Source organism: Hylemonella gracilis str. Niagara R (assembly GCF_000600295.1).
Classification (GTDB): Bacteria; Pseudomonadota; Gammaproteobacteria; order Burkholderiales; family Burkholderiaceae_C; genus Hylemonella; species Hylemonella gracilis_A.
In genome coordinates this window covers 54,842-80,167 of sequence record NZ_JEMG01000001.1, presented here as the reverse complement: position 1 = coordinate 80,167, position 25,326 = coordinate 54,842, and the positions used below count along the sequence as shown (strand labels likewise).

The window sequence follows — 25,326 nt, the reverse complement described above, 5'->3', positions numbered from 1 at the left end:
CGCGCGATCCATGGTCGATGTGGTGCCCGCCCATGTCCGAAGCCGGATGATGTCGGGTATCCAGGGCAAGGACACCAGGCCGGAGCTGATCGTCCGCCGAATGCTCTTCGCCTCCGGCTACCGCTTCCGGCTGCACCGAAAGGACTTGTCCGGCTCACCTGACATCGTCATGCCGGGCCGCCGCGTTGCCATCTTCGTCCACGGTTGCTTTTGGCACCTCCACCAAGGGTGCCGCTTTGCCAAGATGCCTTCCACCCGTCCAGAGTTCTGGAAGGTCAAGCTCGAGGCCAACGCCGCGCGCGACAGCCGCGCCGCCGCGAAGCTTCGCGAGCAGGGCTGGAGGGTGCTGTGCGTTTGGGAATGCTCAACGCGGGATGTTCACGCCGCCGCTGACCTGCAAGCCGCCATGAGCGCCTGGATTGAAGGCAGCGAGCCACTTGGCGAGATCGGCGCGTCGTCGCGAGTCTGAGCCATGGCCGATCCGACCGCGCAAGCCCTCAGAGTCCTGGCCGAAGCCCATTTGGCAAGAGTTCTTAAGCGCATTCCCACAGACAGGACGGAGCGTTTTATTCTCTTCGTCGAAATTGTCCGGACGATGGACTATTGGGGAACCCATGCCCTGACGGTGATCGGGGACAACGAGCAAATCGCGCAATCGTTTGACTTGATGTATTGGGGGTGGAACCGAGCCATCGCCGAGCTCTTTGACCCGTTGGAGCAGCCCGGCGCTTTCCTTCTCATGGAGAGCACTCAGCAATCTCGTGAATACGCGACCGAGCTAATGCAGAACCTCGGCATCGTAGGGCTGCTGCGTCGACTCGCCGACTTGGGCGATAGCGGCATCATGAAGATAGACCGGGAAGGCAACGAGTTTCATTTCCGCATGGACGCGGAGGCGAAAGCGCAATTCGCCGACTCCGCTGAAATGGACCGATTCAAGGCGGCAGAAGAACACTTGTCACCATCGGACTCGGGGTGGTCTATGGTTTCAATGCAAGACGCGCTGCGTTATCCCGACATGCCGGGAAACTACTTGGCTCGCGAGGACACGCCAGCAAAGCGCTGGCTCAGGCCCGACCTAGAGGAGCTCATCAAACCGCTTGTGAAACCATGGGACACAGGACGCGGCGTGATGTTGGCCTACGACGCCCGAATCGAAGTTGACGAGCATTACATGGCTGCGGCGATGGACATGGCTGGGCGCTGGCGCGAGGCGGCTGGCATTCACCCCAAGGCAAGGCTTGGCACCATAACCGGAGCCGACATTGTCGCCATCGGCGCAGCGCTCATAAGCCTCCACGCAAAACACTTCGCTTGCGTGACAGTGGGAAAAAGGCTGTTTGACCGTGTGTCGCTGCCCCAGAGCCTGACCATCTGGACATCGCGTGCGGAGCTAGAGGAAACTATCTCCCTCATGAGCCACAGAACCGCCAACGTCGTCCATCACGCCTTCGATGTGTTGGCAATGACATCTGAACAGGTGAAGAAGCTGGCGGACCATACAACCCCTCTGATTCCGTTGTTGTTCGATCTGGGCAACGGCTTTGTCCTGAGGCCCGTCTCGTGCATCACACGCAATCCATTCGTCGCCATCAAGACCCAGCGCCAATGGCTGGATGAAAGAACGGAGCATGCTGTCGCGCTGGACCGTGAAGAGTGGATGCGAGGCCAGCTGTATCGCATGTTCGGCGGCAATCGATACGCCTGCTTCCCAGGCAGCCTCAAGTTGCGCCGCGCCGGATCGCTTCTGACGGATATCGACGCAGTCGTCTATGACCGCCTAACCGGCGACGTGGGACTCTTCCAGTTGAAGTGGCAGGACTATTCCATGAACGATGTGCGCCAACTCCGAAGCAAGGCAGCGAACCTATCGGCCGAACTGACAGATTGGGCCAACAAGCTCAAGTCGTGGATCGAGGAGAACGGCGTTTCCGCGCTGGACCAATCGCTTCGCCTTAAGAAGAAGCGGCGTGAGGCGGCCAAGAGCATATTCCTCTTCGCGGTATCGAGAGCGGTTGTCCGTACGCAAGGCTATGGCGTCAAAACCAACGCGCCCGACTTGGCTATGGCAGTCTGGCCCCAGTTCGCTCGAGTCCGTGCGGAAGTCGGCCCTACGGAGCGCACGTTGAAAGATATTCATGCCAGACTGATCCAAGAGTACGGGCAAGTGCCCCAAATTCACCCGATGCCGGCCGTGTTTCGCATCGGTGACGCCACGCTCTACGTCCACGATTTTTGGAATCGTACTGAGTAAGGCAAGACCCGACCGAAGAATGCAGCATGGAGCGATTAGGCGACCTATGGGACTAGGCTTGGGTATTGGCAAAAGCGAGCCGGCCTTAGGCCTCTGCGGAGGCAGGCGCGGCCTTCGTCTAGCCAGTCTGCTTTAGATCAAAATGGCCTCGAATATCGAGATAAGATACAAACCTGCCGAAATTGGGCCTTGGCTTTCCCTCCGCGTTTCGGATGGGTCTTGGTTTGGATACTTGAAAAGAACAATCGATGTCGCGCAGTGAGATACCGGTGATCGACTTGTTCGCCGGTCCCGGCGGACTTTGCGAGGGCTTCTCGTCCATCGTGGACAAGACAGGCGTGCGCCGATTCGCGGTCAAAGTGTCGATCGAGAAAGATCCCGTCGCCCATCGCACGCTGATGCTGCGCGCACTATTCCGAAAGTTCCCCAAAGGCAAAGCCCCGCAGGCCTATTACGACTACATCCGCGGTTCGATCAAGCGCGAGCAGTTTTTGGCGCATCCCGACATCAAGGAGGCTGCCGAGGAAGCCGCTAAAGAGGCCCGCTTAGCCGAGCTAGGCAAGACGCCTCACGAACAAATCGACGGCTGGATCAGGGAAGCCCTTGGCGGCAATAGGGAATGGGTGCTCATAGGCGGACCGCCGTGCCAAGCCTACTCTCTCGCCGGCCGGTCCAAAATGAGGGGCAAGGATCCCAAGGCGTTCGAGGCCGACAAGCGCCATTTCCTCTACACCGAATACCTCCGAATAATCCAGGAATTCAAGCCTGCGGTCTTCGTCATGGAGAACGTCAAGGGGATGCTCAATTCCAAGCATGGCGGCTCGCCCATCTTCGACCGCATCCTCGCCGATTTGCGACAGCCAAGTGAGGGGCTGACCTACGATGTGCGTTCGCTTGTGGTCGCTGGCGAACAGCTCAGCCCCAAAGACTACGTGATCGAGGCCGACAGCTATGGCGTTCCTCAAAGTCGCCACCGTGTCATTCTCTTCGGAATCCGATCTGATGTGGCCGAATCAACCCAGGACCTAAAGGCCCACCCGCGTTGGTTCCTCATGAAAAAGTCGAGCGCCAAGGTCTGCGTCAACGATGCACTCGCCGGCTTACCTGCTCTGCGCAGCAAGTTGTCGAAAGAGCCAGATTCGTACGAAGCCTGGCTTAGAGTCCTGCGCGATGCTTCGCAAGGACTCAAAATGTGGCGGTCGCCGATTCGAATGCGGATTGAAACCTTGATGGCGGACAGTCAAAAGAAGGCTTTGGCGCATATCAGTTCAGGCGCAGCCTTCATGCCAATGAAGAACGTGGCAACTGGATCGATGCCGGACGAACTAAAGAAGTGGTTCATCGACCCTCGTCTAGGAGGTGTACTCCAGCACGAGTCCCGAAGCCACATGCGGACCGACCTTCAACGCTACCTCTTCGCTTCATGCTTCGCAAAATCCACTGGTTATTCCCCCAAGCTTCGAGCATATCCTCCACGCATGCTGCCCGATCATGAAAATTTGAAGCGGGACGAAGATGAAGACGAAATTACGGGCGAAGGGGACAGTAAATCCATCCCCTTTGCTGACCGTTTTCGCGTCCAGGTTGGAGGCGACCCCTCCACGACTGTCGTGGCGCACATCAAGAAAGACGGGCACTACTATATTCATCCTGACCCTTCGCAGTGTCGCAGTCTCACGGTCCGCGAAGCCGCCCGCCTGCAAACTTTCCCGGACAACTACTTCTTCGAAGGGAGCCGGACGGAGCAATATGGCCAGATCGGAAATGCGGTTCCGCCTCTCCTCGCCAATAAGATCGCCAAAACGGTCCTCAAGTTCTTGTTGTCATCCCGTAGTTAGGGAACATCTATATCGCTGCCAAACTAGCAGAGGTAGTTGACGATGGAAGTGAATCGCCCCGGGGTAATTGGACACCTCTTTCCTTTAGCTGAATTAACCAACCACTTTGGTTACAAGGTCGATTCAAAAAAAGAAATTAAACGCTAGTCCTACTCAGTGCGGGCCGTATCTAGTGAGAGCGATGCATTGGAAAAGAGATCACATGAAAAACCGCACCCCCTCATCGAGTGACTATCGCGCAACCTTGGTGCTCGACACAGGTGAACTGGTCAATATCAAGTGTCCGGACGCGGCCCAGGACGAGCTGTTGGATTCCCTGGAGATCGCACTGAAACTCGGTGCTTGGTGGGTTGCCAGTCTTATTGAGGGCTGCTCGGCTGACTACCTTGGGACGGCAATGGAGAGGGTTAACATGCGTCATGTGGTCGGCATGGCCTGAAATAAGGCTTGGCTGTGTAGATCTGCTTCAGATTGCGCCGCTGTTTCCGCGATTTTGTTGCCTCGATTCCTAGCCAACTGGCCAGCTTCTCGGCATAGGGATCGAGCTTGCTTGGGCTGACCCGCCTTGTGTAGGTGGGCTCGGTCTCCTCCGACCGCAGGTACTTCTTCACTGTGTTGCGAGCCACGCCTGTACGCCTGGAGATCTCGCGAATGGACATCTGTTCTCGCAGTGCCCAACGCCTGATGACATTCAATGTCGCCACGTCTATCACTCCAAATTTCCCTCCGCGTTTAAAGCTCGGAGGGTAGGGCCTACGTGGGTCAAATTTGGATGGAAATTACTATTCCAATGGAGTGAACCCCTCGGACTGAACCAAGAGGCTTGTCGGAACTAAGCCACTTGCTGAGCGAGTTGAGATTCGAATTCGTTGGGTGATCTGTAGCCGAGTGCGGAGTGGAGCCGCTTGGCGTTGTAGACCTCTTCGATGAAGCGCGGTAGCCGCGTGGCAACATCTTCGAATGTCTCGTAGCCGGCCAACTAGATCTACCCAACCCGTCAGGATGCACGGGCTGACGTGTTCAACTACATCGAGATGTTCTACAACCCGAAACGTCGCCATTCCACATCCGGCAACGTCTCTCCGGTAGAGTTCGAGATGCAACATTCCCAACGGCTCGAATGTGTCTAGCAGATCCTGGGCGATTCACAACGACATAGCGCAACCGAACTCCGAACTTGCATACCGAACCACACGGTGACGTGGAGTGGCAGTGGCAGTGGCAGTGGCAGTGGCAGTGGCAAGTCTCCAATCTGCGGTCTGACAAATCAATCGCTGCCTACTGCTCCGGACTAAAAACCAAGCGACTAGCCTGGAAAGCCGCGTCATAGCGAAGTTTGAATACCGCCAAATTGGTTGCAACAGCAGCGACTCCTGTCGCTAGCTGCTTGTATTTCGGTTTGACATCAATCAGATTTTTCTCAAAATTCCAACTAGCAAAAAGCCCGGCAATGTAGTCCGGCAATCGAACTAAATCATCGAACCAAAGAGCCTCCACATCTCCCTCTGGGGGAGCGCCAACACAGATAGGCCGGGAGGGCATAGCAATGGAAAATTTTTCACCAAGTCCGGCCAACGATTCCAGCGCTATATCCCAAACCACACCGTCTTCCCATGTCGTCATATTGTCTCGATCAGGAAACCAACCTATCAGCTCATTTTCCCGCTCACGCTGCAGCACAAGAGTCACAAAGGAAAATAGAAGCCCCAGCAGAGTCAGATCAGATAGTAGATTGACATTGAATCCTTTAGCGAGAGACTGCTGCTTGAGTCTCTTAAGACGCTTCAACTGATCGGCAGGCCTCTCAATCTCAGCTAGCTGATCGATGGCTTGCTGGAGGCTATTTCGAGCAACCTCTAGTCGCGCGTCTCTGTTCGGAGCAGAAAACAAATCCGGTGGGTGGTCGAAGATGAATGCGAAATGGAATCTCCGAGGATTCACAAGCAAATCCAGTCCGCACTGACTAATTTCCTTCGTCTTCTTAATATCCTTGGGTAAAGCTTGTCGAATCTCTTCCTGCATTTCTGCAAGGTATGCGTCATATGGAACTACCGTGAAGGCGAACGCGCTATTACTCTTTTCGTTGTCGCGAACACAAAAATCAGCCGTAATGAGCCATTTCTTTATTACTGATTGAGAGCTCAGAAATTTCCGGAACTCCTTGACTGCTGAACCATCGAAGGTTTGGAAAAGGCATCGGAACACATCGGGCAGAGGAATCATTGAATGGCTCATCAGAATATTCTGACATTGATGATATTCAATTTATGGATTTCAAGAAATTAGCAAAAAAATCGATACGCCATTTCGAAATGCAATCATATTTCCTTCTTGACACCAAAATTCTTCGGCCAGGAGACATTGTGCTCACTAAGCAGGTTGGTGGCATCAGCAAGAAGATTCGGGTAGCTACAGGTAGCACCTACTCCCATGCCATTCTCTTCGTTGCCACTGACAGCTATATACACTCGGACAGAACGGGGGTTCATTCCGGTAACCCTCAAAGGCTACTTTTTACAAACAATGATCATGCAACGATCCTACGTCTTAAGCCAATCAGCACAGCTGCTTCGGTTTTGGAGAGCGCCTGTTCATACGCTCGTTCTCAGATAGGAAAACAATACTCCGTGCCTGAAGCTGTTAAATCAAAATGGTACAGGTCCAGCGACAAGGAGGCAAAAGTCGACCGCCAGTTTTGCTCACGCCTTGTTGCTCAAGCATTTTCACACGCTGGTGTTGATCTAGTATCAAACACTGATTATTGCTACCCAGATGATTTTCTGAGATCTCGGGTACTGTTTACAGTCAAGGCCTCGATTCGATCAGCAACAAGAAACGAAGTCTCTTTCGCCAAGAGTCCGAGTCCGCTAGAGAAGCAGGCTCAGGTGACAAATCGCATTCTGGAACAGGCACGAAAACTGACGGGCCTAGACATTCAAACATTGAACGATATCGATGCTTACATCGAAAAACAGCCAATCCACGATGATGCAATTTCCAAAATATTCCGAGATTCTGGTTACCTAGAGCTCTGGAAAACTGATTTAGCCAAGAATCCTTGGCGGTATAACACCGACCAATTCTTAGCACTCAATGAGTCCATAGAAGCTAAAAATGAGCTTGCGCGCCGAGAATTTGAATCGGCCTCGAATCTACTTCGATCGCGGAAAGAAATGCTCTTTGCATATCAGTTCCGCCTAAAGGAAACCCCTCTTCTTTATTTTCAAATAATGGTTAATTTGTACGAAAAATTGGTTGATTTGGAACAGAGGCGCATCACCGTAGCAAGAAACTTTCTGCAAACCTTGGCCCCGTGAGACAGTCAATCTGCCCCGACGCCGCCAAGTCGCGACGGCACGCAGGTACCGTTGAAGGCGCCATCCCGCTGGCCCGCCCCAAAGGCGAACTGGCCTCGCTGCTCAGCGCATCCTACCCGTCGAGTCGACTGTCGGACATGGTGCTTGCACAGCCGGTGCTCGCGGGGCTGCAACGTGTCTTGAAGGAGCAGCGGCATCTGAGCAAGTTGCGCAGTCACGGCCTACACCCGAGACGCAAGCTTCTGCTCGTCGGTCCCTCGGAAACAGGAAAGGCGATGACTGCGGCGGCACTGGCGGGCGAGCTGGGGATCCCGCTGTTTGTCGTTCGCCTGGACGCCTTGATCACCAAGTTCATGGGGGCGACGTCCCCCCGATTTCAGTAGCACTCGGCTTTGGAGTCCGGGTTAATTTAACTGCTTTTGCATCAGCGTTTTGGCGTAGGCAGAAGGTGTCAGTCCGCCCAGGGATCGCTTGGGTCGCTCCTCGTTGTATTCCCTGCGCCAGTTCTCAACGACCACACGGGCATGCGTCAGGCTGGTGAACCAGTGCTCATTCAGGCACTCGTCCCTGAAGCGCCCGTTGAAGGACTCGATGTAGGCGTTCTGGTTCGGCTTGCCAGGTTCGATCAGGAACAGCTCAACCCCGCGTGCATGCGCCCAGCTCAGCATGGCTCGACCGCAGAACTCCTTGCCGTTGTCTGTCCTGATCGCCTGGGGTAGGCCTCTGGTGTTCGCCAACTGCTCCAGAATCTGCACCAACTGGTTGCCTCCCATCGCCCGCTCTGACACGATGGCTACGGCCTCGTGAGTGGCGTCATCCACGATCGTCAGGTTCTTGATGCTGCGCCCCTCGGCTGTGCGGTCGAACACGAAGTCCATGGACCACACCTGATTGGCTACCGTCGGTCGATGCAGGGGATGGCGGTCCGCCAAGGCGATCTTCTTGCGTCGGCGCTTCTTCACCTGCAGCCCCGCCTGCGCATACAGCCGCTCCACCCGCTTGTGGTTGACGAGCTCACCCGCCTGCCGCAGCTTCAGGTAGATCATGCCGGCACCGTAGCGCCGGTGGCGTTGCGCCAGGGCAATGATCTTGTCCTTGAGCCCGCAGTTGCGGTCCGCCGCAGGCTCGTAGCGGTAGGCGCTTGGGCTCATGCCCATGACAAGCAGTGCGTGCCGCTCGCTCAGCCCTTGGCCTGTCATGTGGCGCACCAGATCCCGCCTTGCTGGTGCGCTCACCACTTTTTTCTCAAGGCTTCTTTCGTCACCTCGTTTTCAAGCATCGCTTCGGCCAACAGGCGCTTGAGCCGCGTGTTCTCGCTTTCCAGCTCTTTCAGCCGCTTGGCGTCCGAGACGCTCATGCCACCGAACTTGCTACGCCACAGGTAGTAGCTGGCCTCCGAGAAGCCGTGCCGTCGGCACAGCTCGGCCACTGCCAGACCCGATTCCGCTTCCCGCAGGAAGCCAATGATCTGCTCTTCCGTAAACCTCTTCTTCATGTCCAATCTCCTGTCGTTTGGGATTGGACTCCAAGCTCAACCGCTACTCAATTCCGGGGGGACGTCGGGGGAGTCGGCCGCCAAGTTGCGGCAGGTGTTTGACGCGGCCGCATCTACGCGAGGCGTGTATTTCTTCGATGAGTTCGACGCCATCGGCAGCCAGCGCGGTATGGCCAACGACGTCGGCGAGATCCGGCGCATCCTCAACAGCTTCCTGATGATGATCGAGCAGGATGAGTCTAGCAGCGTCATCGTTGCCGCCACCAACCATGTCGACATCCTGGATGAGGCGCTGTTCCGCCGTTTTGACGACTTGGTCGAGTACCACGTGCCGGCCGCCGACGAGATGCGCGCGCTGTTGCGCATGCGGCTTGGAGGCTACCTCAAGTCCGCCAAAACCATCTTTGCGTTGGCCAGCGAAGCTGTGGGCCTGAGCCACGCCGAGATCACGCGCGCAGTTGGCGATGCGGTCAAGGAAGCAGTCATGCACGACCGAGACAGCGTGCCGACGGATGACGTGAAAGCCCTTTTACAACAGCGCCAAGCCGTGCTACGCCGCGCGCCCGTGGCCAAGGCTTGAGGGCGCGTCCGCTGAATGGCCGCAGGCGACCAGAAACAACGACCGCACCTGTTTCCCCGGGACACTCGGAGTGTCGAGGGCTATACCGCAAAGTTGGCAGCAATGCCTCTCAAGTAAGCGCTGGGCTGCGCGATAAATCGATTGCCCGATTCTCGCTTAGTGGAGTGATCTTGTTGGACCGAATCGCCGTGTTTTTTGACCCGCTGCTCTCTAATTCCATTTCATACCTCGACGATCAGATCTGGTCTGAACCACTTGTTCATGTCCCCGCTCTTGGCATAGGAATATCCACGGGGATTGCAGATCACCCGGGTCGCACCGACCAAGTAATCCGCGTTGAAGTGGATGTGCCCATGGATCCAGAGCTTGGAGCGCCCGAGCAGGTGCGACAAATCTGACGCGTAGGCAGGGCTTAGCGGGTGTCCCTTGTACTCTGTGGGTACCGATTGCTCATGAGGCGCGTGGTGTGTCACGACCACCGTCTTCTCCGGTCTACCTGCTGTGAGCTCTCGATCCAGCCATTGCACACTCGCCTCGTGGCGACGCCGAGCGAGCAGCGGAATCAGCTGGGTGCGACGCAGTTCTTTCCACTCCCGGTTTTCACCCGGTAAACGGTCCAACTTGATCCGCTGGTAGTCGTTCATACGGTCTTGTGCTTTAGCCATGTAGTCCCGCGACTGGTCCGAGCCGTACAGAGCGAAATCGGTCCACAAGGTGCACCCCAGGAACCGGATCCCGAACAGTTGCACGGCGTCATCCTCCAGGAAATGGATTTCCAGCTCGGCTGACTTCTGACGCAGCTTGCGCAGGTTCTTGTTCCAGTAGCGGCCGTAGAACTCGTGGTTGCCAGCCACGAGGACGATCTCCTTGTCTGGGAACGCCTGGCGCGCCCAGATCGGCGCCTGCACCCCTTCATGGATGTCGCCGGCGAGAACCACGACGTCGGCGTCGGCATCAATCCGGCGGCCATTCACCTCCGAACGCATGGGCTGAATGTCGTTGTGCAGATCACTCAAGATCAGGAGCTTGGTCATGGTCACGCGCTCCCTTGGTTGTTCTCGTCTTCAAGCGTTTCCCAGTCAATCAGCCCTTCCTGGCTGTCCAATTGGCGGCGCCGCGCCTGGTGCTCGGGGCATAGCATCAGGACGTAGCCTTCACCGACGTCTGGACTACCCGGCGCGCCGCAGGCCAGGCAAACGTTCTTGGTCGCAACTTGGGCAGCATCGGTCAGCTGCAGGATGGCCCTGCTGATGTCCTGGAAGCTGCGATCCTTTTCAGTTCTGACCTTGCGTTTGGGCGAGATCTCCTGGCTCAAGACACCCTGGGGCGTCCAGATATCCAATCGAGTACCGGATTTGCGGCGCCCGAAGCGGTAGTAGAACCGCGCCGATCCGAACTTCTCCTTGATCTGACTCCAGTGAAAGCCCAGCTTGTCCTGTCCCAGCGTTTGGTCCACGTCGGCGCAGAGCTTGGCAAAGATGGGCATCCAGCCCTTGGCAACGTCCATATCAGCTGGTTTGCTGAACTGGTAGGGATAAAGCGCCTGAAGTTCTTTCAGGGAAACGGGTTGTGAGTTCACGATGGGCTCCTTTGACTGGTGAGTCAGGAGCCCGGGCGTCTACGCGTGGTCAGAGGTGTTTCGCGTTTGCCTGAACTCCTGGACGGAATTCGCTGGTGTGGCGGCTTTGCAGGTTCGGGTTCGCACAGGGTGTGTGAACCGTTTGCTGTTGACCGCAAGGCAAACCCGTGAGTCGTAGGAGAAGCGCATGGACATGGCCAAGACGGAGCGCTTGATGGAGGACGTCAACGCACGCGAAGGCATCACGCCAGCAAGCAGCTGGCGAGGTGATCGTGATGCGGTGACGAACATCTAGTGGCTCCGTAGGATGAAGGCAGATTACTAGATTGACGGTTGTTGCGCAAAGAAGGGGCGATCAATCCCGACTAAAAAATTCCCGATATCTGATTTGCATCGAGCGCTGTTGAATATCGACACACACAGCATGAGGAATGCAGATGTCATTTATTGCCGGATTTCCGATGCGAACTGCATTAATTGCCGGATTCGGGTGAGAGGTTCGGGTGCAAAGAGGCCGGATTTGCTCTAAAACGCGCGTGAATTGCCGGACTGGGCAAGCTTAAATTGCTGGATTCAACACGGCTGATCCAGCCATCGGGATCAGCACACAAGCTAAAATGCCCCCGGGTGTCATGCCAACAGGGCATGGCAGGTACAGCGCAGGTCGGGCCGCCGCGCGGCTTGTTCACGATCTGTTCCCCTGCCCATGACCCCCACGTCCATCGAGGCCATCGCCGCCTTCATCTTCGCCCTGGCCCTGTTGCACACCCTGCTGGCCAAGCAGTTCGAACGTCTCTCCCACCGCTTTCCCAAACATGCCGGCATCTTCCACCTGCTGGGTGAGGTCGAGGTGGTTTTCGGTTTCTGGGCCATTGTCCTGGTGACAACCATGGCGCTGGTGGCCGATGGCGCCACGGCACTGAACTACGTCAATGGGCGCAATTACACGGAGCCCCTGTTCGTCGTCGCCGTCATGGTGGTCGCAGCCTCCCGGCCCATCATGCAGACGGTGGCCTTCATCATCCGCGCGCTCGCGCTGCGCGCGCCCATGCCGGCCCACGTGGCCTCGGTCTGGCTGGGGCTGGCCGCCGTGCCCTTGCTGGGTTCCCTGGTCACGGAACCCGCCGCGATGACCATCGCCGCGCTGATGCTGGCACCCCAGGTGTTCCGCTTGGCCGTGCCCGCGCTGCCCAAGTACTTCGCGCTCGGTGTCCTGTTCGTGAACATCTCCATCGGCGGGACCTTGACCTCCTACGCGGCGCCTCCCGTGCTCATGGTCGCGCAGGCCTGGGGCTGGGACAGCGCCTTCATGCTGACCACGTTTGGCTGGAAGGCGGCGCTGGCCGTGCTCGTCAATGCCACGGTGGCGACCTGGTTGCTGCGTCCGCACCTGACCGCGATCGACATGGCCGAATCGAGTCAGGAGCGGCGTGTGCCCTGGCCCCTCGTGCTGGTCCATATCGCCTTGCTGGCCGGCATCGTGGTCTTCGCGCATCACCCGGTGGTGTTCCTGTCCCTGTTCCTGATGTTCCTGGGCATCGTGCAGTCCTATGGACGCCATCAGAGCCCGCTGGTGCTGCGCGAGGCTTTGCTGGTCGGGTTTTTCCTGGCCGGGCTGGTCGTGCTCGGCGGCATGCAGGCCTGGTGGCTGCAGCCTCTGGTCAGCAGCCTTGCGCCACTGGAGCTGTACTTCGGCGCCTTGGCGCTCACGGCCATCACCGACAACGCGGCACTGACCTACCTGGGCTCCTTGATCATGGGCATCTCGGACGAGGCCAAGTACATGCTGGTGGCGGGTGCGGTGGCCGGCGGTGGCCTGACGGTGATCGCGAATGCCCCGAACCCGGCGGGTGTGGCCTTGCTCAAGAAAGGCTTCACGCACGAAACCATCAGCATCGGGGGCTTGCTGCTGGGTGCGCTCCTGCCGACGGCTGTGGCGGCGGCTGCGTTTCTGGTGTTCTGAGGGGCGGCCGCGCGCCGGCATCCCACCTGTGGCGTTCCGCTTGGGACGCCGTTGCCGTGCCTGTCCGACAGGCCCGACGCCAGGCGTTCATCTGCAGGACGGGCCCATCAGCATGGCCCGGTGGTCGAGTTCCAGCAACAGGGCGTGCGTTTCCTTGAGCAGGCGGGTGTTGGGCCCCGCCAGTGGCGAGGCCAGTACCAGCCTGTTGCGCACGCCGGGCGGGCCGATGGGGGCGTGGGGCAGGCGCACGCCCGAGCCCAGCTGCAGGGCGCTTTCGGGCAGCAGGGTGCAGCCCACGCCGCGCTCGACCAGGGCCAGCACTGTCTGGACGGCGCCCACCTCGGCCAGCACCTGCAGCGTGATGCCGCGCGGGAGCAGCAAGTTCTCGACCAAGTTACGGATAGAGTTGGGCGCGCTGGGCAGCACCACGGGATAGCCCGGCAGTGCGGACAGGGCGACCCGCGCCGGCAGCGTGGTGCCCTGAGGCGCCACCAGCAGCAAGGGCTCCTGCAACAGCGTGTGGTAGCTGAGTTGGGGCGAGGGTGCCGGATCGAAGAGCAGGGCGAGGTCCAGCCGGCCGGCCACCAGCCATTCCCGCAAATGCAAGCTCAGGCCCTCTGAGATCGAGAGCACGGCGCGCGGCAGCCGCTCGCGGAAACGGGCCACCAATTCGGCGCTCAGTTGCAAGGCCACGCGGGGTGGCAGGCCGATCACCACGCGCCCGGAGGGACTGGCGTTGAGTTCGCGCAGTTCCTCGCGGGCCCGGGTCGCGATCTCCAGGATCTGTCGGGCATGCGCCAGCAGGGCTTGCCCGGCCTCTGTCGGCGTGACGCCGCGGCCGGTGCGGATGAGCAGCCGTTGCCGCACATCGGCCTCGAGCAGGGCGACCTGCCGACTGAGCGAGGGTTGCGTCATGTGCAGCGCGGCGGCGGCGGCGCTGAAACTGCCGGATTCAACGACGCGCACGAAATACTGGAGCTGGCGCATGTCCATAGGAGCCGAGCATAGCTGCTATAGAAGCCATTGGCTTCCCGAATCCTGGGCTGGTTTCAATAATGGCCCCAACTTGAACCAGCTACCCGTCGTTGGGCATCGAACAAGAACATGAGCGAGATCAGCTCCGAGCCCGTGCTCACCTACCTGCGCCAGCCGAGCCAGCCGGTCTTGCGCCTGCCGCCCGGCGCGTGCGACGCGCATGTCCATGTGTTCGGGCCTGCCGCCATGTATCCGTATGCACCGCAACGGCACTTCACACCCGTCGATGCGCCGCGTGAAACGCTGTTCGCCTTGCACCGCCGCCTGGGCATTGCGCGCTGCGTCGTCGTGCAATCCGTGGTCCACGGATTGGACAACCGCGTGGTCGAAGCCGCGATCGCGGCCGGAGAAGGCCGGTACCTGGGCGTGGCGCTGGTGGAGGCGCAGGTTTGCGATGCGGAGTTGCGTCGCCTGGCCCAGGTCGGGTTCCGCGGTGTGCGCTTCAACTTCATGAAACGGCTCGGCGAGGCCGGCCGGATCGACCCCATCATCGCCCTGACCCGTCGCTTGGCGGAAGTCGGCATGCACCTGCAGGTGCATTTCGAAAGCGCCCTCATCCACGCGCTCGCCGGGCCTCTGGCGCAGAGCGCTGTTCCGGTGGTGATCGACCACATGGGCCGTGTCGACGCCACGCTGGGCGTGGGACATGCGGATTTCCAGGCCTTGCTGCGTTTGCTGGAGAACCCTCTGTTTCGCGTCAAGGTGAGCGGCATCGACCGCATCGACGCCCAGGCGCCGCCCGAGCGTCGTTATGCCGCCGGTGTCGCCCTTGCCCGCGAACTCGTGACACGTTTTCCCGAGCGTTGTTTTTGGGGCAGCGATTGGCCGCACCCCAACCACACCCATGTGCCGGACGACGGTGTGCTGGTCGATGCGCTCGCGCGCGTGATGCCGGACCACGCCCATCTGGAACAGGTGCTGGTCCACAACCCGATGAATTTCTACCGGTTTCCCGCATGAGCCCCTTATCGACGCTCGATCCCTTCGACGTTCCCGTGGCGGGCCGTCTTGCCGGCAAGGTGGCCCTGGTGACCGGCGCGGGTTCGGTCGGGCCCGGCTGGGGCAACGGCCGCGCCGTGGCCGTGCGCTTCGCGCAGGAAGGCGCGATCGTCCACGGTCTGGATCTGGACGCGGACTGCTTGAGCGAGACGGCCCTCAAAGTGGCGGCTTGCGCCGGGCGCTTCATCGGAGGCGAATGTGACGTGACCCACTCAGCCTCCGTGCAAGCAGCGGTGCAGCGCGTGCTGAAAGCCGAAGGCCGCATCGACATCCTGGTCAACAACGTGGGGGGCTCCGCCAAGGGCGGGCCCGTGGAGATGAGCGAGGCGGTCTGGGACCAGCAGATCGCCTTCAACCTCAAAAGCGTGTTTCTGACGAGCAAGCATGTGCTGCCGCCGATGGTGGCGCAGGGCTGCGGTGTCATCGTGAATGTGTCCTCCACCTCCGGACTGCGCTGGACCGGTGCCGCCCAGGTGGCCTACGCCGCCGCCAAGGCCGGGGTGATCCAAATGTCCAAGGTGATGGCGGTGGAATACGCCAGCCGCGGCATCCGCGTGAACACCGTGGTGCCCGGCCAGTTGCACACCCCCATGGTGGAGGCGCGCTTGGCAGGCCAGCGCGCGGGCGGTGACGTCCAGACCTTGCTGAAGGATCGCCAAGCCCGCATCCCGCTGCCCTTCATGGGCGATGGCCGCGACACCGCGACCGCGGCCGTGTTCCTGGCCAGCGACGAAGCCCGTTTCATCACTGGCGCCGAAATCGTCGTGGACGGCGGCATGTCCGTGCGCTGCGACTGAGGCACCCCGCGCACGGCAAATCAAACCACCATCACGTTCAACCCCCAGGAGACAGAAGTCATGACCCACCATTCCCTGACCCGGCGTCAACTCGCGCTGGGCGCTGGCGCCGCCTTGCTCGGCACTGCGCTGCCGTTGCGTGCGCAAGGCAAGTTGACGCGCTTGATCGTCGCTTTTCCGCCGGGCGGCCCGGTGGATTTCGTGGCCCGCACCCTGGGTGAGGCCCTGTCGCGCGAACTGGGGCATCCGGTCATCATCGAGAACAAGCCCGGTGGCAATGGTGCGATCGCGGCGGAGTTCGTCGCGCGTTCGACGCCCGATGCCGGGACGCTCTGGCTGACCAGCGTGGGTGCCGTGGCCATCAACCCCTCCCTCTACCCCCGCCTGAGCTACGACGCGCAGAAAGACCTGACGCCAGTTTCCTTGGTCGTCAACAACGTGGAGGTGCTGGTGGTGCCTGCCAACGCGCCTTACAACACAGGTGCCGAATTCGTCGAGGCGGCGCGCAAGCGTGGCCCTGACGCGCTGGCCATGGCCTCGTCTGGTTCGGGCAGCGTGCCGCATCTGGCCATGGAGTTGCTCAACGACGCGGCCGGCATCAAGCTGATGCACGTGCCCTACAAGGGCGCAGCGCCTGCCATCACCGACGTGATCGCGGGCCATGTGGACGGCTTCTTTGGCGATATTCCTGGTCTCATCAACCACATCAAGGGCGGCAAGCTCAAGGCCATCGGCATCGCGGCCGCGCGCCGCCATCCCCTGCTGCCCGAGGTCAAGACCTTCAAGGAAATGGGCATCGCGGGCGTGGACTCGGACAACTGGTACGCCTTGTTCGCGGGCAAGGGCACCCCCGCGACGGAAGTCAACCGCGTCAACCGAGCGGTGCGCAACGCCTTGCAGAACGAGGCCGTGCGCAGCAAGTTGGCGGCTTCGGGCGCTGAGCCGAGTGCGAACTCGCCAGCGGAACTCGCGGCGCTCTTGCGCGCCGACACGGACAAATGGACCCGGGTGGTCAAGGCCAAGCAGATCAAACCCGACTGATCCCCGGCATGCGCATCGCACCCATCACGCCGGGCACCCGTCCGGAGCTGGCCGCGCTGGAAGCGCGCATCGCCCAGGCACGCGGCCGTATCTCGCCGCTCTACCAGCTGCTGCTCAACAGCCCGCCCATGGCCGAGGGCTGGGAGCAGCTGCTGTCGGCCGTGCGCAACCGCAATACCTTGCCCGCGGATGTGCGCGAACTGGTGATCCTGCGCGTGGCGGTGCTCAACGGCGCGCCGTATGAGTTCGACGCGCATGTGCCGCATGCGCAAGCCGCAGGCGTGGCGGATTCCGTCATCGAAGCCCTGCGCCTGCGGTCCATCGATGCGCGTGTTGGTCTGAGCGAGTTGCAGTCCCTGGCTTTGCGTTTGACCGATCAGATGACGCGTGACATTCAGGTCGAACCCGTCTTGATGGATCAACTGTCGTCCTCGATGGACGAGCGTTCCTTGCTGGACCTGGTGGTCACCATCGCGGCCTACAACATGGTGTCGCGCCTGTTGGTGGCGCTGGAGGTGGGGCATTGAGCGAGGTGGCCGTGTCCGTCGATGCGCTGTTGCTGCGCGCCGGCCTGCGAGAACTGCGCAACGCATGGGGCGAGGACTGGATCAGTCCCTTGCGCGCCGCCTATCCGGAGTCCGTCTCCTTGCGCTTCGCGCATCAAGCGCAGGAGGACCTTCTGTACGGTTACCTGATGCTGCCGCGCAAGCTCCCGCTGGAAGACGGGGTCTGGCAGGCGTGGAGGGCGCGCCTGAGCGAGCTTGGCCTGGCTGGCGCCGAGCTGCATCGCCTGGAAAAGCAACTGGACCTGCCCGGTGTGTCGCAGGGGCAGGAGCCCCACGCGCATTACGTGGTCGAAACCGACGCGGACGAAGGGTGGATGCAGGAGATCGAGCGCTGGTACGCCGACGAGCACTTGCCGGGCCTGGCCAGCGTGCCGGGCTGCATCCGCGCCCAGCGCTGGACCAACCACGACGGCGGACCGCGTTCGCTCGCCTGTTATGACTTGGTCAGTGAAACCACCCTGGGCTCGGTGCCTTGGTTGGCCGTCCGGGGAACCCCGTGGAGTGATCGCACACGGCCCCATTTCCGCAATACGCGGCGGACCATGTTCCAACGCTTGAGCGCCCCGGAATTCAGTCAGGGCGCAGGCGTGGTGTAGCGCCGAAGGCCCGCCACCAGCGCGTCGAACACGGCGCGGAAGCGCGGGTTGGCACGCAGGCCCTCGTGCATGACGACCCAGGTCGTCAGCGGAAACACAAATTCATCGGCCAGCACGCGCACCAGCTCCGGCTCGCGCCGCGCCAACTCCACCTGGCAGGCGCCGATGCCCGCGCCCGCGCGCAGCAATGCCCGCTGGGCCAGGTCACTGTCGCAGCGCCAGGCGAAGTTCTCGCGCTTCCAGAGCGGTTGGCGTTCGCTTGCCGCGCGGATGAAGGGCGTCTCCTGGTCAAAGCCGATCAAGGCGTGTTCGGCCAGATCGGCCATCTGCTGGGGCTGGCCGTGCGCGGCGATGTAGCTCTGGTGCGCGTACAAGCCCACGGGCACCTCGCCCACGCGCGTGGCCAGCAGCACGTCTTGCTGCGGCGTTGTCATGCGCACCGCGATGTCCGCCTCGCGCCGCACCAGGTCTTGCACCTTGTTGCTCAGCACCAGCTCGATCTCCAACCCCGGATGCTGTTCGCGCAAGGCGACCAGGATGGGCGGCAGCACCTCGACACCCACCACCTCGCTGGCCGACACGCGCACCGCCCCCCGAATGCCCGCGCCCAGGCCGCGCGCGTTGCGTTCGAGCGCGGCGGCCGTGCTGTGCATGGCCTCCAGGTCCTCGCGCAGGCTCAGGGCCAGGTCCGTGGGCAGCAGCCCGGTCTGCGAACGCGTGAACAGCGTCACGCCCAGTGATTCTTCCAGCGCGGAGATGTGGCGGCCCACGGTCGGCTGCGCCAGGCCCAGCGCGCGGGCAGCGCCCGACTGCGAACCCTCCTGCAGCACGGCCAGAAAGGTCCGGTACAGCTCCCATCCGATGGTGTTGGTCATGCATTAATGTATGGCGGCTCTGCGCATTTAGGCAATTCTCATGGGAGCTGATCGCGCCAAGAATCCCTCCATCGCAACTTTGGATGGAGAACGGACATGCAGGACAGCAAGCCAACGAATGAGGGCGCCATTGCGGGGGCAGCACGCGCGGCAGGCACGGCAGGGGCAGCAGGCCAGGCCTTGGTGCTCGGCGCTACGGGCGGTATCGGCGGCGAGTTGGCGCGGCAACTGCGCCGGGCGGGCTGGCAGGTGCGGGCGATGAAACGTGGCGTGGTCGCGGCGGTGGACGCCGCGGGCATCGAGTGGGTGCCGGGTGACGCGCTCAACGCCACCGATGTGCTCGCTGCCGCGCAGGGCTGCACGGTGATCGTGCACGCCGTCAACCCGCCCGGCTACAGGCGCTGGGCTGAATGGGTGCTGCCCATGATGGACAACACCATCGCGGCGGCGCGCGCCGTGGGGGCGACGGTGGTGCTGCCCGGCACGGTCTACAACTACGGCCCGGATGTGTTTGCCCAGCCCATCCGCGAAGACGCGTCGCAGAACCCGACCACGCGCAAGGGCGCGATCCGCGTCGCGCTGGAACAGCGCCTGGCCGATGCCGCGGCCAGCGGCGAGATGCGGGTCATCATCGTGCGCGCCGGGGATTTCTTCGGTCCCAAGGCGGGCAACAACTGGCTGGCGCAGGGCATGGTGAAGCCAGGGCAGCCCGTCAGCGCCGTGCAACTGCCCAGTGTTCAGGGTAGGGCGCCCGGCGTCGGCCACCAATACGCCTACCTGCCAGACGTGGCCGCCACCATGCTGGCCCTGTTGAAAAAACGTCATGCGCTGCCCGCCTTCGCACGTTTCCACATGGCCGGTTATTGGGATGCCGATGGTCGCGAATTCGGCCGTGCCATCCAGCGTGTGGTGGCGCGTCGCGGTGGCCAAGCCCCCAAGCTGAAGGCCTTTCCCTGGTGGCTGATGCGCCTGGTATCGCCTTTCGTCGCGACCTTGCGTGAAATGATGGAGATGCGTTACCTCTGGACGACCGAGGTGCAGATGGACAACCAATTGCTGGTGCGCACGCTGGGGCAGGAGCCGCATACCCCCTTGGAAGTGGCGATTGAGGCGACGCTGGAGGGGTTGGGGTGCTTGCCTGTGGAGCGAGGTTTGATTGCGCGTGCGGTGGGCTGAGAAAGGCCAAGAGCAGACGCCGTGCAATGCTCCCACAAAGCAGTCGCCGTACGCCTACCTTTGAGGATGCTGTGTCTAGGATTGCGGAATCGGTCAATCGCCGATATTGAGAGTTTCTGATCGATTGAGCTGGGCAACTGAGTTGGGACAAAGAAACTATGAAAACCACTACACAACTTGCAGTAGATTTTCGAGTATGACAACTGCGCGCCCCCAATACCAGCCGGTTGGCCGCTGTATTTATTGCGGTTCGAAGTTAAACCTCTCAAATGAGCACATCATTCCATATGCTCTTGATGGTCTAGACGTATTACCTAAATCGAGCTGCCGTCGATGCAGCGAGGTAACGTCAAAGATCGAAGGTAAGCTCACCCAACAAATGTGGGGGCAATTTCGCGCAGCCTTGAACTCGAAATCTCGCACAAAAAAATGGACGCCTGAAACACCTCACAAGGTCTCCGTCATCCAGGAAGGTGTTCGCCGCACGGAGATCGTGCCCACAAGGAATGTGCCTGCGGTTTTGATCATGCCAGTCCTACCGATGCCTGCCATCATTACGGGGAAGCAGGTCACAGATTACACGACGAAAAATTTCGTGATAAATACTCACCAACTTGAAGATTGGCAAAAGCAGCACGTCCTTGTCGGGGCATTCGATCTCGAAATTTTTTGTCGATCTCTTGCGAAAATCGCGCATGCCTATTTGTGTGCTCAGATAGGCGTTGACAACTTCAAACCAGTATTGCCTCCCGCGATTCTCGGCGAAATAGGTGCACTGCATTTTGTAGGATCGCCGCCCGAAGATGCAGCGCCGTTACCAAGTGGGGAAGATGTCCGGCATGTGATGGCTGTCGTTGATCTTTCTGGTGACGTATCGTACGTTGGTGTTCTGATGCGCCTTTTTTCCAATTTCGGCGCTCCTGAATTTCTTGTGGTTGGCGGAAATCGAAATTGAACTCAGTGGACGCCAAACTGCTAGCGGGCCCCTTCAGTGGTTCCAATGGACGTGTTAGGCACTGTGTTTGGGGTAGGCGAACCGCGCAATTGAAGGTCCGGCTCCTTAAGTCTGGCCGTTTGCAACGGGTAGAGATCAGAAGTCAGCATCAAGTTAGAGGTGTAGGCATCCCACCATGAGTTTGACTTCGAAACTTTCGAAGCGGAATGATCCGATAAGGCTTTTGCGTTTGGCAATTGCGTTCATCGCATTAATACTTTGCGTTTGGGTGGTGTTCCTTCCACGCCCTTATTACTGGGCTATAGGCGCCGCATTCGCTTTTGTGCCAGCGCTTGTGTTGGGTTCTCTTATCGAGAGGGCCCCATTTTCGCTTTTAGACCCCAGTCGCTCAGACGGTAACACCATCAATCTCTTTTACCCGTTCTTCTTTGTTTCTGGCGCGTTAGCTTGGCGCACCATGGCTGACTTTCAAACCACAAGTGATCTGGATCTCCTGCGGCTCACAGTCCCAGTTGCCTTTTTTCTCGCTCTACTCGCCTGGGTTGTCATAAAAAAAACCAGTTTTCCCGCAGCCCTAGGTTTTGCAGTGATGTACGCACTACCGCTGGTTGTTCAAATTAACGATATCGGACCACCATCTGGCGAGGTTGTCTTTAAAGGTTTGATATACAGAAAATACTCCTCCATAAAGCCGGTCACATACACAATCGTTATTCGCTCCGGAAGCGAAGAAAAGCACGTCAGAGTGAGTAAAAAAGCCTATTCAAACTACAGTTTGGTGAATCCGGTTTGTGTCAAAGAAGTAAAAGGCTGGCTGGGTATTAGCACGCGGTTTCCAATTCGCTGCGAGTAGCAACAACAAGGTGCTCTGCCTCGCTCCCTTCAGTCGCTGGCCTCTTCGCCGGGACTTGGCTTGAGCTGGTTAGCTCCACGTCGAGCGCCTGCTTTCTTGCGGGGTGACCGTCCGCGACGGGCCGAGACAACGCATCGACCTTGCTCCGACTCAGACCTGCAATCAGCGGGAGAAATCGCCGAAGAGCGGTTTTTCGAATCTCTGCTTCCCGCGCCATCGGCATGTGCCAGCCGCCTTGCCCGCCTTCATCGACTTCGTGCGCCTGCACCGGCGCTGACCATGGTCGTGCAGTCGTGCAGTCGTGCAGTCATCAGGCGGCCGGACCGCGTGCCTCAGTTCCAGTTATCGATCTTGAGGTCCTCGGGCGCGGGCTGACCGCGGCCTTGTTCCACCAGCGCGCGCAGGCTGAGCAGAAAGGTCGCCCACTTCATGCTGCAGTGGGCCATGAACTCCACCTCCTCGCGCCAGTCGCGGTGCGCGAACAGCAGCACGGTCTGGCCGTCTTGACTGGACAGCGCGAAGCACACCTCGGTGCCCACCCATTCCGGCGGACCGGCTTGCACGGACCAGCGCACCTGTTGCGTGGCGGTGGGCGGCAACACCTTCATGACAAAACGCCCCATCTCACCGCCGCCGTGGTCGCGGAAGGTGAAGGTGATGGTCTGGCCGACGCCGGTCTGGCCCTCGGTGTCGCGGGTCCACCAGCCAGCCAGGCCGTCGATGGTGGTCAGCGCTTGTTGAACTTGGGCCAGGGGGGCGTGGATGCCGATGCGGTGGGTGATGTGGTGCATGGTGGTTCCTTCGGGTGGGGATGAAAGGCTGAGGCTCGTCGGTGGTCAGTTCGTCGCGCGCCGGGGCCGACGCACCGCGCGCACGGTGCCGCTGCCGCCACCGCCGCAATAAAAGAGGTCGGCGCCGTCGGATTCCATGCCGCTGACGCCCGTACCGGGCGGCATGGTCAGTCGTTCCAGCACCTCGCCGCTGTCGGGGTCGATGCGGCGGATCTCGCTTTCCTCGCCTTCCCAGGTGCCGTGCCAGAGTTCACCGTCCACCCAGCTGACACCGGTCACGAAGCGGTTGGCCTCGATGGTGCGCAGCACCTGGCCCGTCTGCGGGTCGATGCGCAGGATCGTGCGGTCCCGGTACTGGCCAACCCAGAGGCTGCCTTCGGCCCAGGCCAGGCCGGAGTCGCGGCCCTGGCCGGGTGCGGGGATGGTGGCCAGCACCTCGCCGCTGGCCGGGTCGATCTTATCGATGCGTGCCTCGGCGATCTGGTAGAGGTATTGGCCGTCGAAGGCCGTGCCCGCGTCGCCCGCGCGGGGCAAGGTCCGCGCGATCCGGCCATCGGAAGGGTCGATGGCGATCAGCCGCTCGCCGACCGCGGCCCAGACTTGCTGGCCATCGTGGGTGATGCCATGGACGGCCTGCACACCCTCGTAGGGACCGAACTCGCGCACGATCTCGGCGGGGCGTGCCGATGCGGAAGGGCGGGGTGTCTTGCTCACGCGGCTTGCTCCTGAAGTCGCGCCGGGGGTCGGCGCCGATGCAGGGAATTTACGCGCGTGGCAGCGAAGTGGGGAGTAACAAGATCGTCGTGAATTCGGCCAGGGGCGGCGCCAGCCAGCGGCGCGCACGCCCCTGGCCCACCGCGCGGGCCTGGCCCTGCGTGACCAGCTCGGCCAGCGCGCGTTGCACCGTGCGCTGGCTGGCGTCGGTCGCCAGCGCGAGGGCCGAGGTGGACCAGGGCAGGCCATCACTCAACAAGGCGCGCAGCGCACCCTGCTCGCCAGCGATGGGGGGTGCCAGCAGCACGGGTGTGCGGTCGGCGTGGGGACGCAAGGCATAACCACCGGCGGTCGCTTCCACGCTGGCGAACTCGGCGATCAGCGCGCGCAGGCGTCCCATCTCCACGCGCAGACGCGCCCGGTGGCTTTCGTCCGGCCGCCGTGTGCGAAAGACGTTCGCGATCAAGGCCCCGCGCTCGGCCTCGCCCGGCCAGGCCAATGCCAGCGCCCGCGCGAGCGCGAACAGCACGGGCCGACGCGCGAGCCCAACGCTGTGCTGGCCCGCGCGCAGCACCCGATGCAAGCCATCGACCAGCAGGGTTCCGGGCTTGACGAGCAAGTCGGCCACGCCGTCCAGCGTCAACGCGGTTTCACGCCCACCCGCATCCACGCGCAGGGCCGCGGTCTGTTCGAGCGCGGCGGCCACCTCGCGGACCTCCGCCAGCAGCGCTGGCACGCCCGCGCGCTGCGCCCAGGTGTGGGCCCGATCGAGCGCAGCCCGGGCCGTTGGTGTGTGCAAGGACCGCAAGGCGACTTCCGCCGACAGCAGTTCGATGACCGCAGCCACCACGGGCGTGGCCTTCGCGGGGTTGATCGTGGCCAGCAAGTTCGCCGCTTCGTCCAGGCGACCCAGCAACAGCGATCGGCGCGCGACGATCAGGCGCGCGTGTTGCGCATTGCTCGGGTCGCCATGCGTGTCGAGCACGCCGATGGCGGTGGTCAACCCCCGTTGAGAGGCGCCTAGATCACGCAGCGCCAAGGCCACCTCGGCTTCGGCGACCACGCAGCGGGCCCGCGACACGGCTTCGCGGGCGCCAAAGCCACGGGCGGCCTGGCGCAGCAGTTCGCGCGCCCGGGTGTATTCACCCAGCTGGGCCAACGCCACGCCGCGCAGCGCGAGCGCGGGCGGGTCGTCGCGCAGGCTGACGTGCTTGAGCGTCTCGATCACGTCGCCCCGAGCATAGGCCCGGGCCGCGGCGGCCAGCAGGGAATCCATGCGGGCAGGTTAGCACGTGGCCTGACGTGCCCGGGCGCGGCTCAACCCTGCATCAACACCGACTGACTCGGAAACGCCTCGGCAAAGTTCTTCGTCAGCGGCGCGACGAACACGTTCTCCGTGCGCGTGCGCGTGATCTTCCAGACCCCATCGACCTTCTTGAACAGGTTGTTCAAGCGGCTGGAGCGCAGCAGGGCCTGGCCGTCGGAGAAGAGCCAGGGTTGCATGTGGATCCATTGCCCGTCGGCGTGGAGGCCGTCGGCGTGCACGTGGATCTGCTCGCTGGTCAGGTAGTGCGCGTTGAGCAGCAGGGCCGGGTCTTTCTTCTGGCCCCAGAAGTTCTGGAAATGCTGGCGGATGGCGGCCTTGCCCTCGGCGCGGCCGAACTGGCCGGTGTAGTACTCGCCCACGCCTTCCCACACCGCATCCTCGGCGTACAGCTCCAGGATTTTTTCAATGCGCTTGGCATCGTCCGCCACGCCGAACTCGGGGCAAGGCGTGTCGCAGAGGAACATGTAGCGGGCCTGCAGGCGGCGCACGTCGGCTTCGGCTTCGAGCACGCTCACGCGTGCTTGCAGGGCCTGGACGGTTTGTTGCAGTTCTTGTTCGGACATGACGGGGGCGTT

The 25,326-nt window shown here is 61.1% G+C and carries 26 protein-coding genes and 3 pseudogenes; 17 read left to right on the top strand and 12 right to left on the bottom strand.

The window, feature by feature from the left end:
* Window positions 1-10 precede the first annotated feature (10 nt).
* The 4 genes from AZ34_RS00395 to AZ34_RS00380 all read left to right on the top strand — a co-directional run bounded on the left by AZ34_RS00395 (window position 11) and on the right by AZ34_RS00380 (window position 4,531).
* Complete coding sequence (locus tag AZ34_RS00395; RefSeq protein WP_035603548.1) at window positions 11-469, top strand: very short patch repair endonuclease; 459 nt, start codon at window positions 11-13, stop codon at window positions 467-469.
* A gap of 3 nt (window positions 470-472) precedes the next feature.
* Window positions 473-2,254 carry a hypothetical protein gene (locus AZ34_RS00390; protein WP_035603545.1) on the top strand — a complete coding sequence of 594 codons (1,782 nt, stop codon included), beginning with the start codon at window positions 473-475 and terminating at the stop codon, window positions 2,252-2,254.
* 248 nt (window positions 2,255-2,502) lie between these two features.
* Window positions 2,503-4,092 carry a DNA cytosine methyltransferase gene (locus AZ34_RS00385; protein ID WP_035603542.1) on the top strand — a complete coding sequence of 530 codons (1,590 nt, stop codon included), beginning with the start codon at window positions 2,503-2,505 and terminating at the stop codon, window positions 4,090-4,092.
* Window positions 4,093-4,294: 202 nt separating this feature from the next.
* The gene (locus tag AZ34_RS00380; protein ID WP_035603538.1) at window positions 4,295-4,531 is read left to right on the top strand and encodes a hypothetical protein; all 237 of its coding nucleotides are present in this window, start codon (window positions 4,295-4,297) and stop codon (window positions 4,529-4,531) included.
* Window positions 4,532-4,547: 16 nt separating this feature from the next.
* On the opposite strand, the pseudogene AZ34_RS17800 reads toward AZ34_RS00380, so the two are convergent.
* Together AZ34_RS17800 and AZ34_RS18590 are read right to left on the bottom strand one after the other, a co-directional pair.
* Window positions 4,548-4,805 (bottom strand): annotated as a pseudogene (locus tag AZ34_RS17800) (IS21 family transposase); the annotation flags it as partial.
* Window positions 4,806-4,924: 119 nt separating this feature from the next.
* A pseudogene (locus AZ34_RS18590) lies at window positions 4,925-5,062 on the bottom strand (IS3 family transposase); the annotation flags it as partial.
* Window positions 5,063-5,075: 13 nt separating this feature from the next.
* Between AZ34_RS18590 and AZ34_RS17795 the strand changes: the two are divergent.
* Window positions 5,076-5,222, top strand: a pseudogene (locus AZ34_RS17795) (IS3 family transposase); the annotation flags it as partial.
* 148 nt (window positions 5,223-5,370) lie between these two features.
* Here AZ34_RS17795 and AZ34_RS00375 read toward each other — a convergent pair.
* A complete protein-coding gene (locus AZ34_RS00375; RefSeq protein ID WP_035603535.1) occupies window positions 5,371-6,315 on the bottom strand; it encodes a hypothetical protein in 945 nt (314 codons plus the stop codon).
* A gap of 44 nt (window positions 6,316-6,359) precedes the next feature.
* Here AZ34_RS00375 and AZ34_RS17790 point away from each other — a divergent pair, with 44 nt between their 5' ends.
* On the top strand, window positions 6,360-7,409 hold the full coding sequence (locus tag AZ34_RS17790; RefSeq protein WP_081767012.1) for a YiiX/YebB-like N1pC/P60 family cysteine hydrolase: 1,050 nt from the start codon (window positions 6,360-6,362) through the stop codon (window positions 7,407-7,409).
* Window positions 7,406-7,792 carry an AAA family ATPase gene (locus tag AZ34_RS18460; protein ID WP_051509420.1) on the top strand — a complete coding sequence of 129 codons (387 nt, stop codon included), beginning with the start codon at window positions 7,406-7,408 and terminating at the stop codon, window positions 7,790-7,792. Before AZ34_RS17790 ends, AZ34_RS18460 begins: the two co-directional genes overlap by 4 nt.
* A 21-nt stretch (window positions 7,793-7,813) precedes the next feature.
* Here the strand turns inward: AZ34_RS18460 and AZ34_RS00365 are convergent.
* A protein-coding gene (locus AZ34_RS00365; RefSeq protein ID WP_419670180.1) for an IS3 family transposase occupies window positions 7,814-8,904 on the bottom strand; the annotation gives its coding sequence in 2 pieces (ribosomal slippage) (window positions 7,814-8,646 and window positions 8,646-8,904; 1,092 coding nt in all).
* Here AZ34_RS00365 and AZ34_RS00355 point away from each other — a divergent pair.
* Complete coding sequence (locus tag AZ34_RS00355; protein WP_231495423.1) at window positions 8,903-9,484, top strand: AAA family ATPase; 582 nt, start codon at window positions 8,903-8,905, stop codon at window positions 9,482-9,484. The genes AZ34_RS00365 and AZ34_RS00355 overlap by 2 nt on opposite strands.
* 221 nt (window positions 9,485-9,705) lie before the next feature.
* Here the strand turns inward: AZ34_RS00355 and AZ34_RS00350 are convergent, their stop codons facing one another.
* Together AZ34_RS00350 and AZ34_RS00345 are read right to left on the bottom strand one after the other, a co-directional pair.
* Window positions 9,706-10,518: a metallophosphoesterase gene (locus AZ34_RS00350; protein ID WP_035603527.1), complete on the bottom strand. Its 813-nt coding sequence runs from the start codon at window positions 10,516-10,518 to the stop codon at window positions 9,706-9,708.
* A 2-nt stretch (window positions 10,519-10,520) separates the two neighbouring features.
* Window positions 10,521-11,063, bottom strand: a complete 543-nt coding sequence (locus AZ34_RS00345; protein WP_155831681.1) for a hypothetical protein — start codon at window positions 11,061-11,063, stop codon at window positions 10,521-10,523.
* A 706-nt stretch (window positions 11,064-11,769) separates the two neighbouring features.
* Between AZ34_RS00345 and AZ34_RS00340 the strand changes: the two genes are divergently transcribed.
* Window positions 11,770-13,026: a putative Na+/H+ antiporter gene (locus tag AZ34_RS00340; protein WP_035603522.1), complete on the top strand. Its 1,257-nt coding sequence runs from the start codon at window positions 11,770-11,772 to the stop codon at window positions 13,024-13,026.
* An 87-nt stretch (window positions 13,027-13,113) separates the two neighbouring features.
* On the opposite strand, the gene AZ34_RS00335 is transcribed toward AZ34_RS00340, so the two are convergent.
* Window positions 13,114-14,019, bottom strand: coding sequence for a LysR substrate-binding domain-containing protein (locus AZ34_RS00335; RefSeq protein ID WP_035603519.1), 906 nt, complete (start codon window positions 14,017-14,019; stop codon window positions 13,114-13,116).
* Window positions 14,020-14,130: 111 nt separating this feature from the next.
* Between AZ34_RS00335 and AZ34_RS00330 the strand changes: the two genes are divergently transcribed.
* The 5 genes from AZ34_RS00330 to AZ34_RS00310 are packed head-to-tail and all read left to right on the top strand — an operon-like array spanning window position 14,131 to window position 18,060.
* Window positions 14,131-15,021 (top strand): amidohydrolase family protein, encoded by an 891-nt coding sequence (locus AZ34_RS00330; protein WP_035603515.1) that lies wholly within the window; start codon window positions 14,131-14,133, stop codon window positions 15,019-15,021.
* Window positions 15,018-15,857 carry an SDR family NAD(P)-dependent oxidoreductase gene (locus AZ34_RS00325; protein ID WP_081767011.1) on the top strand — a complete coding sequence of 280 codons (840 nt, stop codon included), beginning with the start codon at window positions 15,018-15,020 and terminating at the stop codon, window positions 15,855-15,857. Before AZ34_RS00330 ends, AZ34_RS00325 begins: the two co-directional genes overlap by 4 nt.
* Window positions 15,858-15,917: 60 nt before the next feature.
* Window positions 15,918-16,898 (top strand): Bug family tripartite tricarboxylate transporter substrate binding protein, encoded by a 981-nt coding sequence (locus AZ34_RS00320; protein WP_035603511.1) that lies wholly within the window; start codon window positions 15,918-15,920, stop codon window positions 16,896-16,898.
* 8 nt (window positions 16,899-16,906) lie between these two features.
* Window positions 16,907-17,425: a carboxymuconolactone decarboxylase family protein gene (locus AZ34_RS00315; protein ID WP_035603509.1), complete on the top strand. Its 519-nt coding sequence runs from the start codon at window positions 16,907-16,909 to the stop codon at window positions 17,423-17,425.
* A 5-nt stretch (window positions 17,426-17,430) separates the two neighbouring features.
* Window positions 17,431-18,060, top strand: coding sequence for a DUF4286 family protein (locus AZ34_RS00310; protein WP_231495561.1), 630 nt, complete (start codon window positions 17,431-17,433; stop codon window positions 18,058-18,060).
* On the opposite strand, the gene AZ34_RS00305 is transcribed toward AZ34_RS00310, so the two are convergent.
* A complete protein-coding gene (locus AZ34_RS00305) occupies window positions 18,039-18,935 on the bottom strand; it encodes a LysR family transcriptional regulator (RefSeq protein WP_035603506.1) in 897 nt (298 codons plus the stop codon). The two genes, AZ34_RS00310 and AZ34_RS00305, sit on opposite strands and share 22 nt — an antisense overlap.
* Window positions 18,936-19,031: 96 nt before the next feature.
* Here AZ34_RS00305 and AZ34_RS00300 point away from each other — a divergent pair, with 96 nt between their 5' ends.
* The 3 genes from AZ34_RS00300 to AZ34_RS18140 all read left to right on the top strand — a co-directional run bounded on the left by AZ34_RS00300 (window position 19,032) and on the right by AZ34_RS18140 (window position 21,919).
* Window positions 19,032-20,111 carry an NAD-dependent epimerase/dehydratase family protein gene (locus AZ34_RS00300; protein ID WP_081767010.1) on the top strand — a complete coding sequence of 360 codons (1,080 nt, stop codon included), beginning with the start codon at window positions 19,032-19,034 and terminating at the stop codon, window positions 20,109-20,111.
* Window positions 20,112-20,307: 196 nt separating this feature from the next.
* A complete protein-coding gene (locus AZ34_RS18145) occupies window positions 20,308-21,066 on the top strand; it encodes a hypothetical protein (protein ID WP_035603503.1) in 759 nt (252 codons plus the stop codon).
* Window positions 21,067-21,241: 175 nt separating this feature from the next.
* Window positions 21,242-21,919, top strand: coding sequence for a hypothetical protein (locus AZ34_RS18140; RefSeq protein ID WP_155831680.1), 678 nt, complete (start codon window positions 21,242-21,244; stop codon window positions 21,917-21,919).
* A gap of 332 nt (window positions 21,920-22,251) precedes the next feature.
* Here the strand turns inward: AZ34_RS18140 and AZ34_RS00290 are convergent, their stop codons facing one another.
* The 4 genes from AZ34_RS00290 to AZ34_RS00275 are packed head-to-tail and all read right to left on the bottom strand — an operon-like array spanning window position 22,252 to window position 25,314.
* Window positions 22,252-22,710: an SRPBCC family protein gene (locus tag AZ34_RS00290; protein ID WP_035603500.1), complete on the bottom strand. Its 459-nt coding sequence runs from the start codon at window positions 22,708-22,710 to the stop codon at window positions 22,252-22,254.
* 45 nt (window positions 22,711-22,755) lie between these two features.
* Window positions 22,756-23,424, bottom strand: a complete 669-nt coding sequence (locus AZ34_RS00285) for a glutamine cyclotransferase (protein ID WP_051509417.1) — start codon at window positions 23,422-23,424, stop codon at window positions 22,756-22,758.
* A gap of 49 nt (window positions 23,425-23,473) precedes the next feature.
* Window positions 23,474-24,700, bottom strand: coding sequence for a hypothetical protein (locus tag AZ34_RS00280; RefSeq protein WP_035603497.1), 1,227 nt, complete (start codon window positions 24,698-24,700; stop codon window positions 23,474-23,476).
* Between the two features lie 41 nt (window positions 24,701-24,741).
* Window positions 24,742-25,314, bottom strand: coding sequence for a nuclear transport factor 2 family protein (locus AZ34_RS00275; RefSeq protein WP_035603495.1), 573 nt, complete (start codon window positions 25,312-25,314; stop codon window positions 24,742-24,744).
* Between the last annotated feature and the right edge of the window lie 12 nt (window positions 25,315-25,326).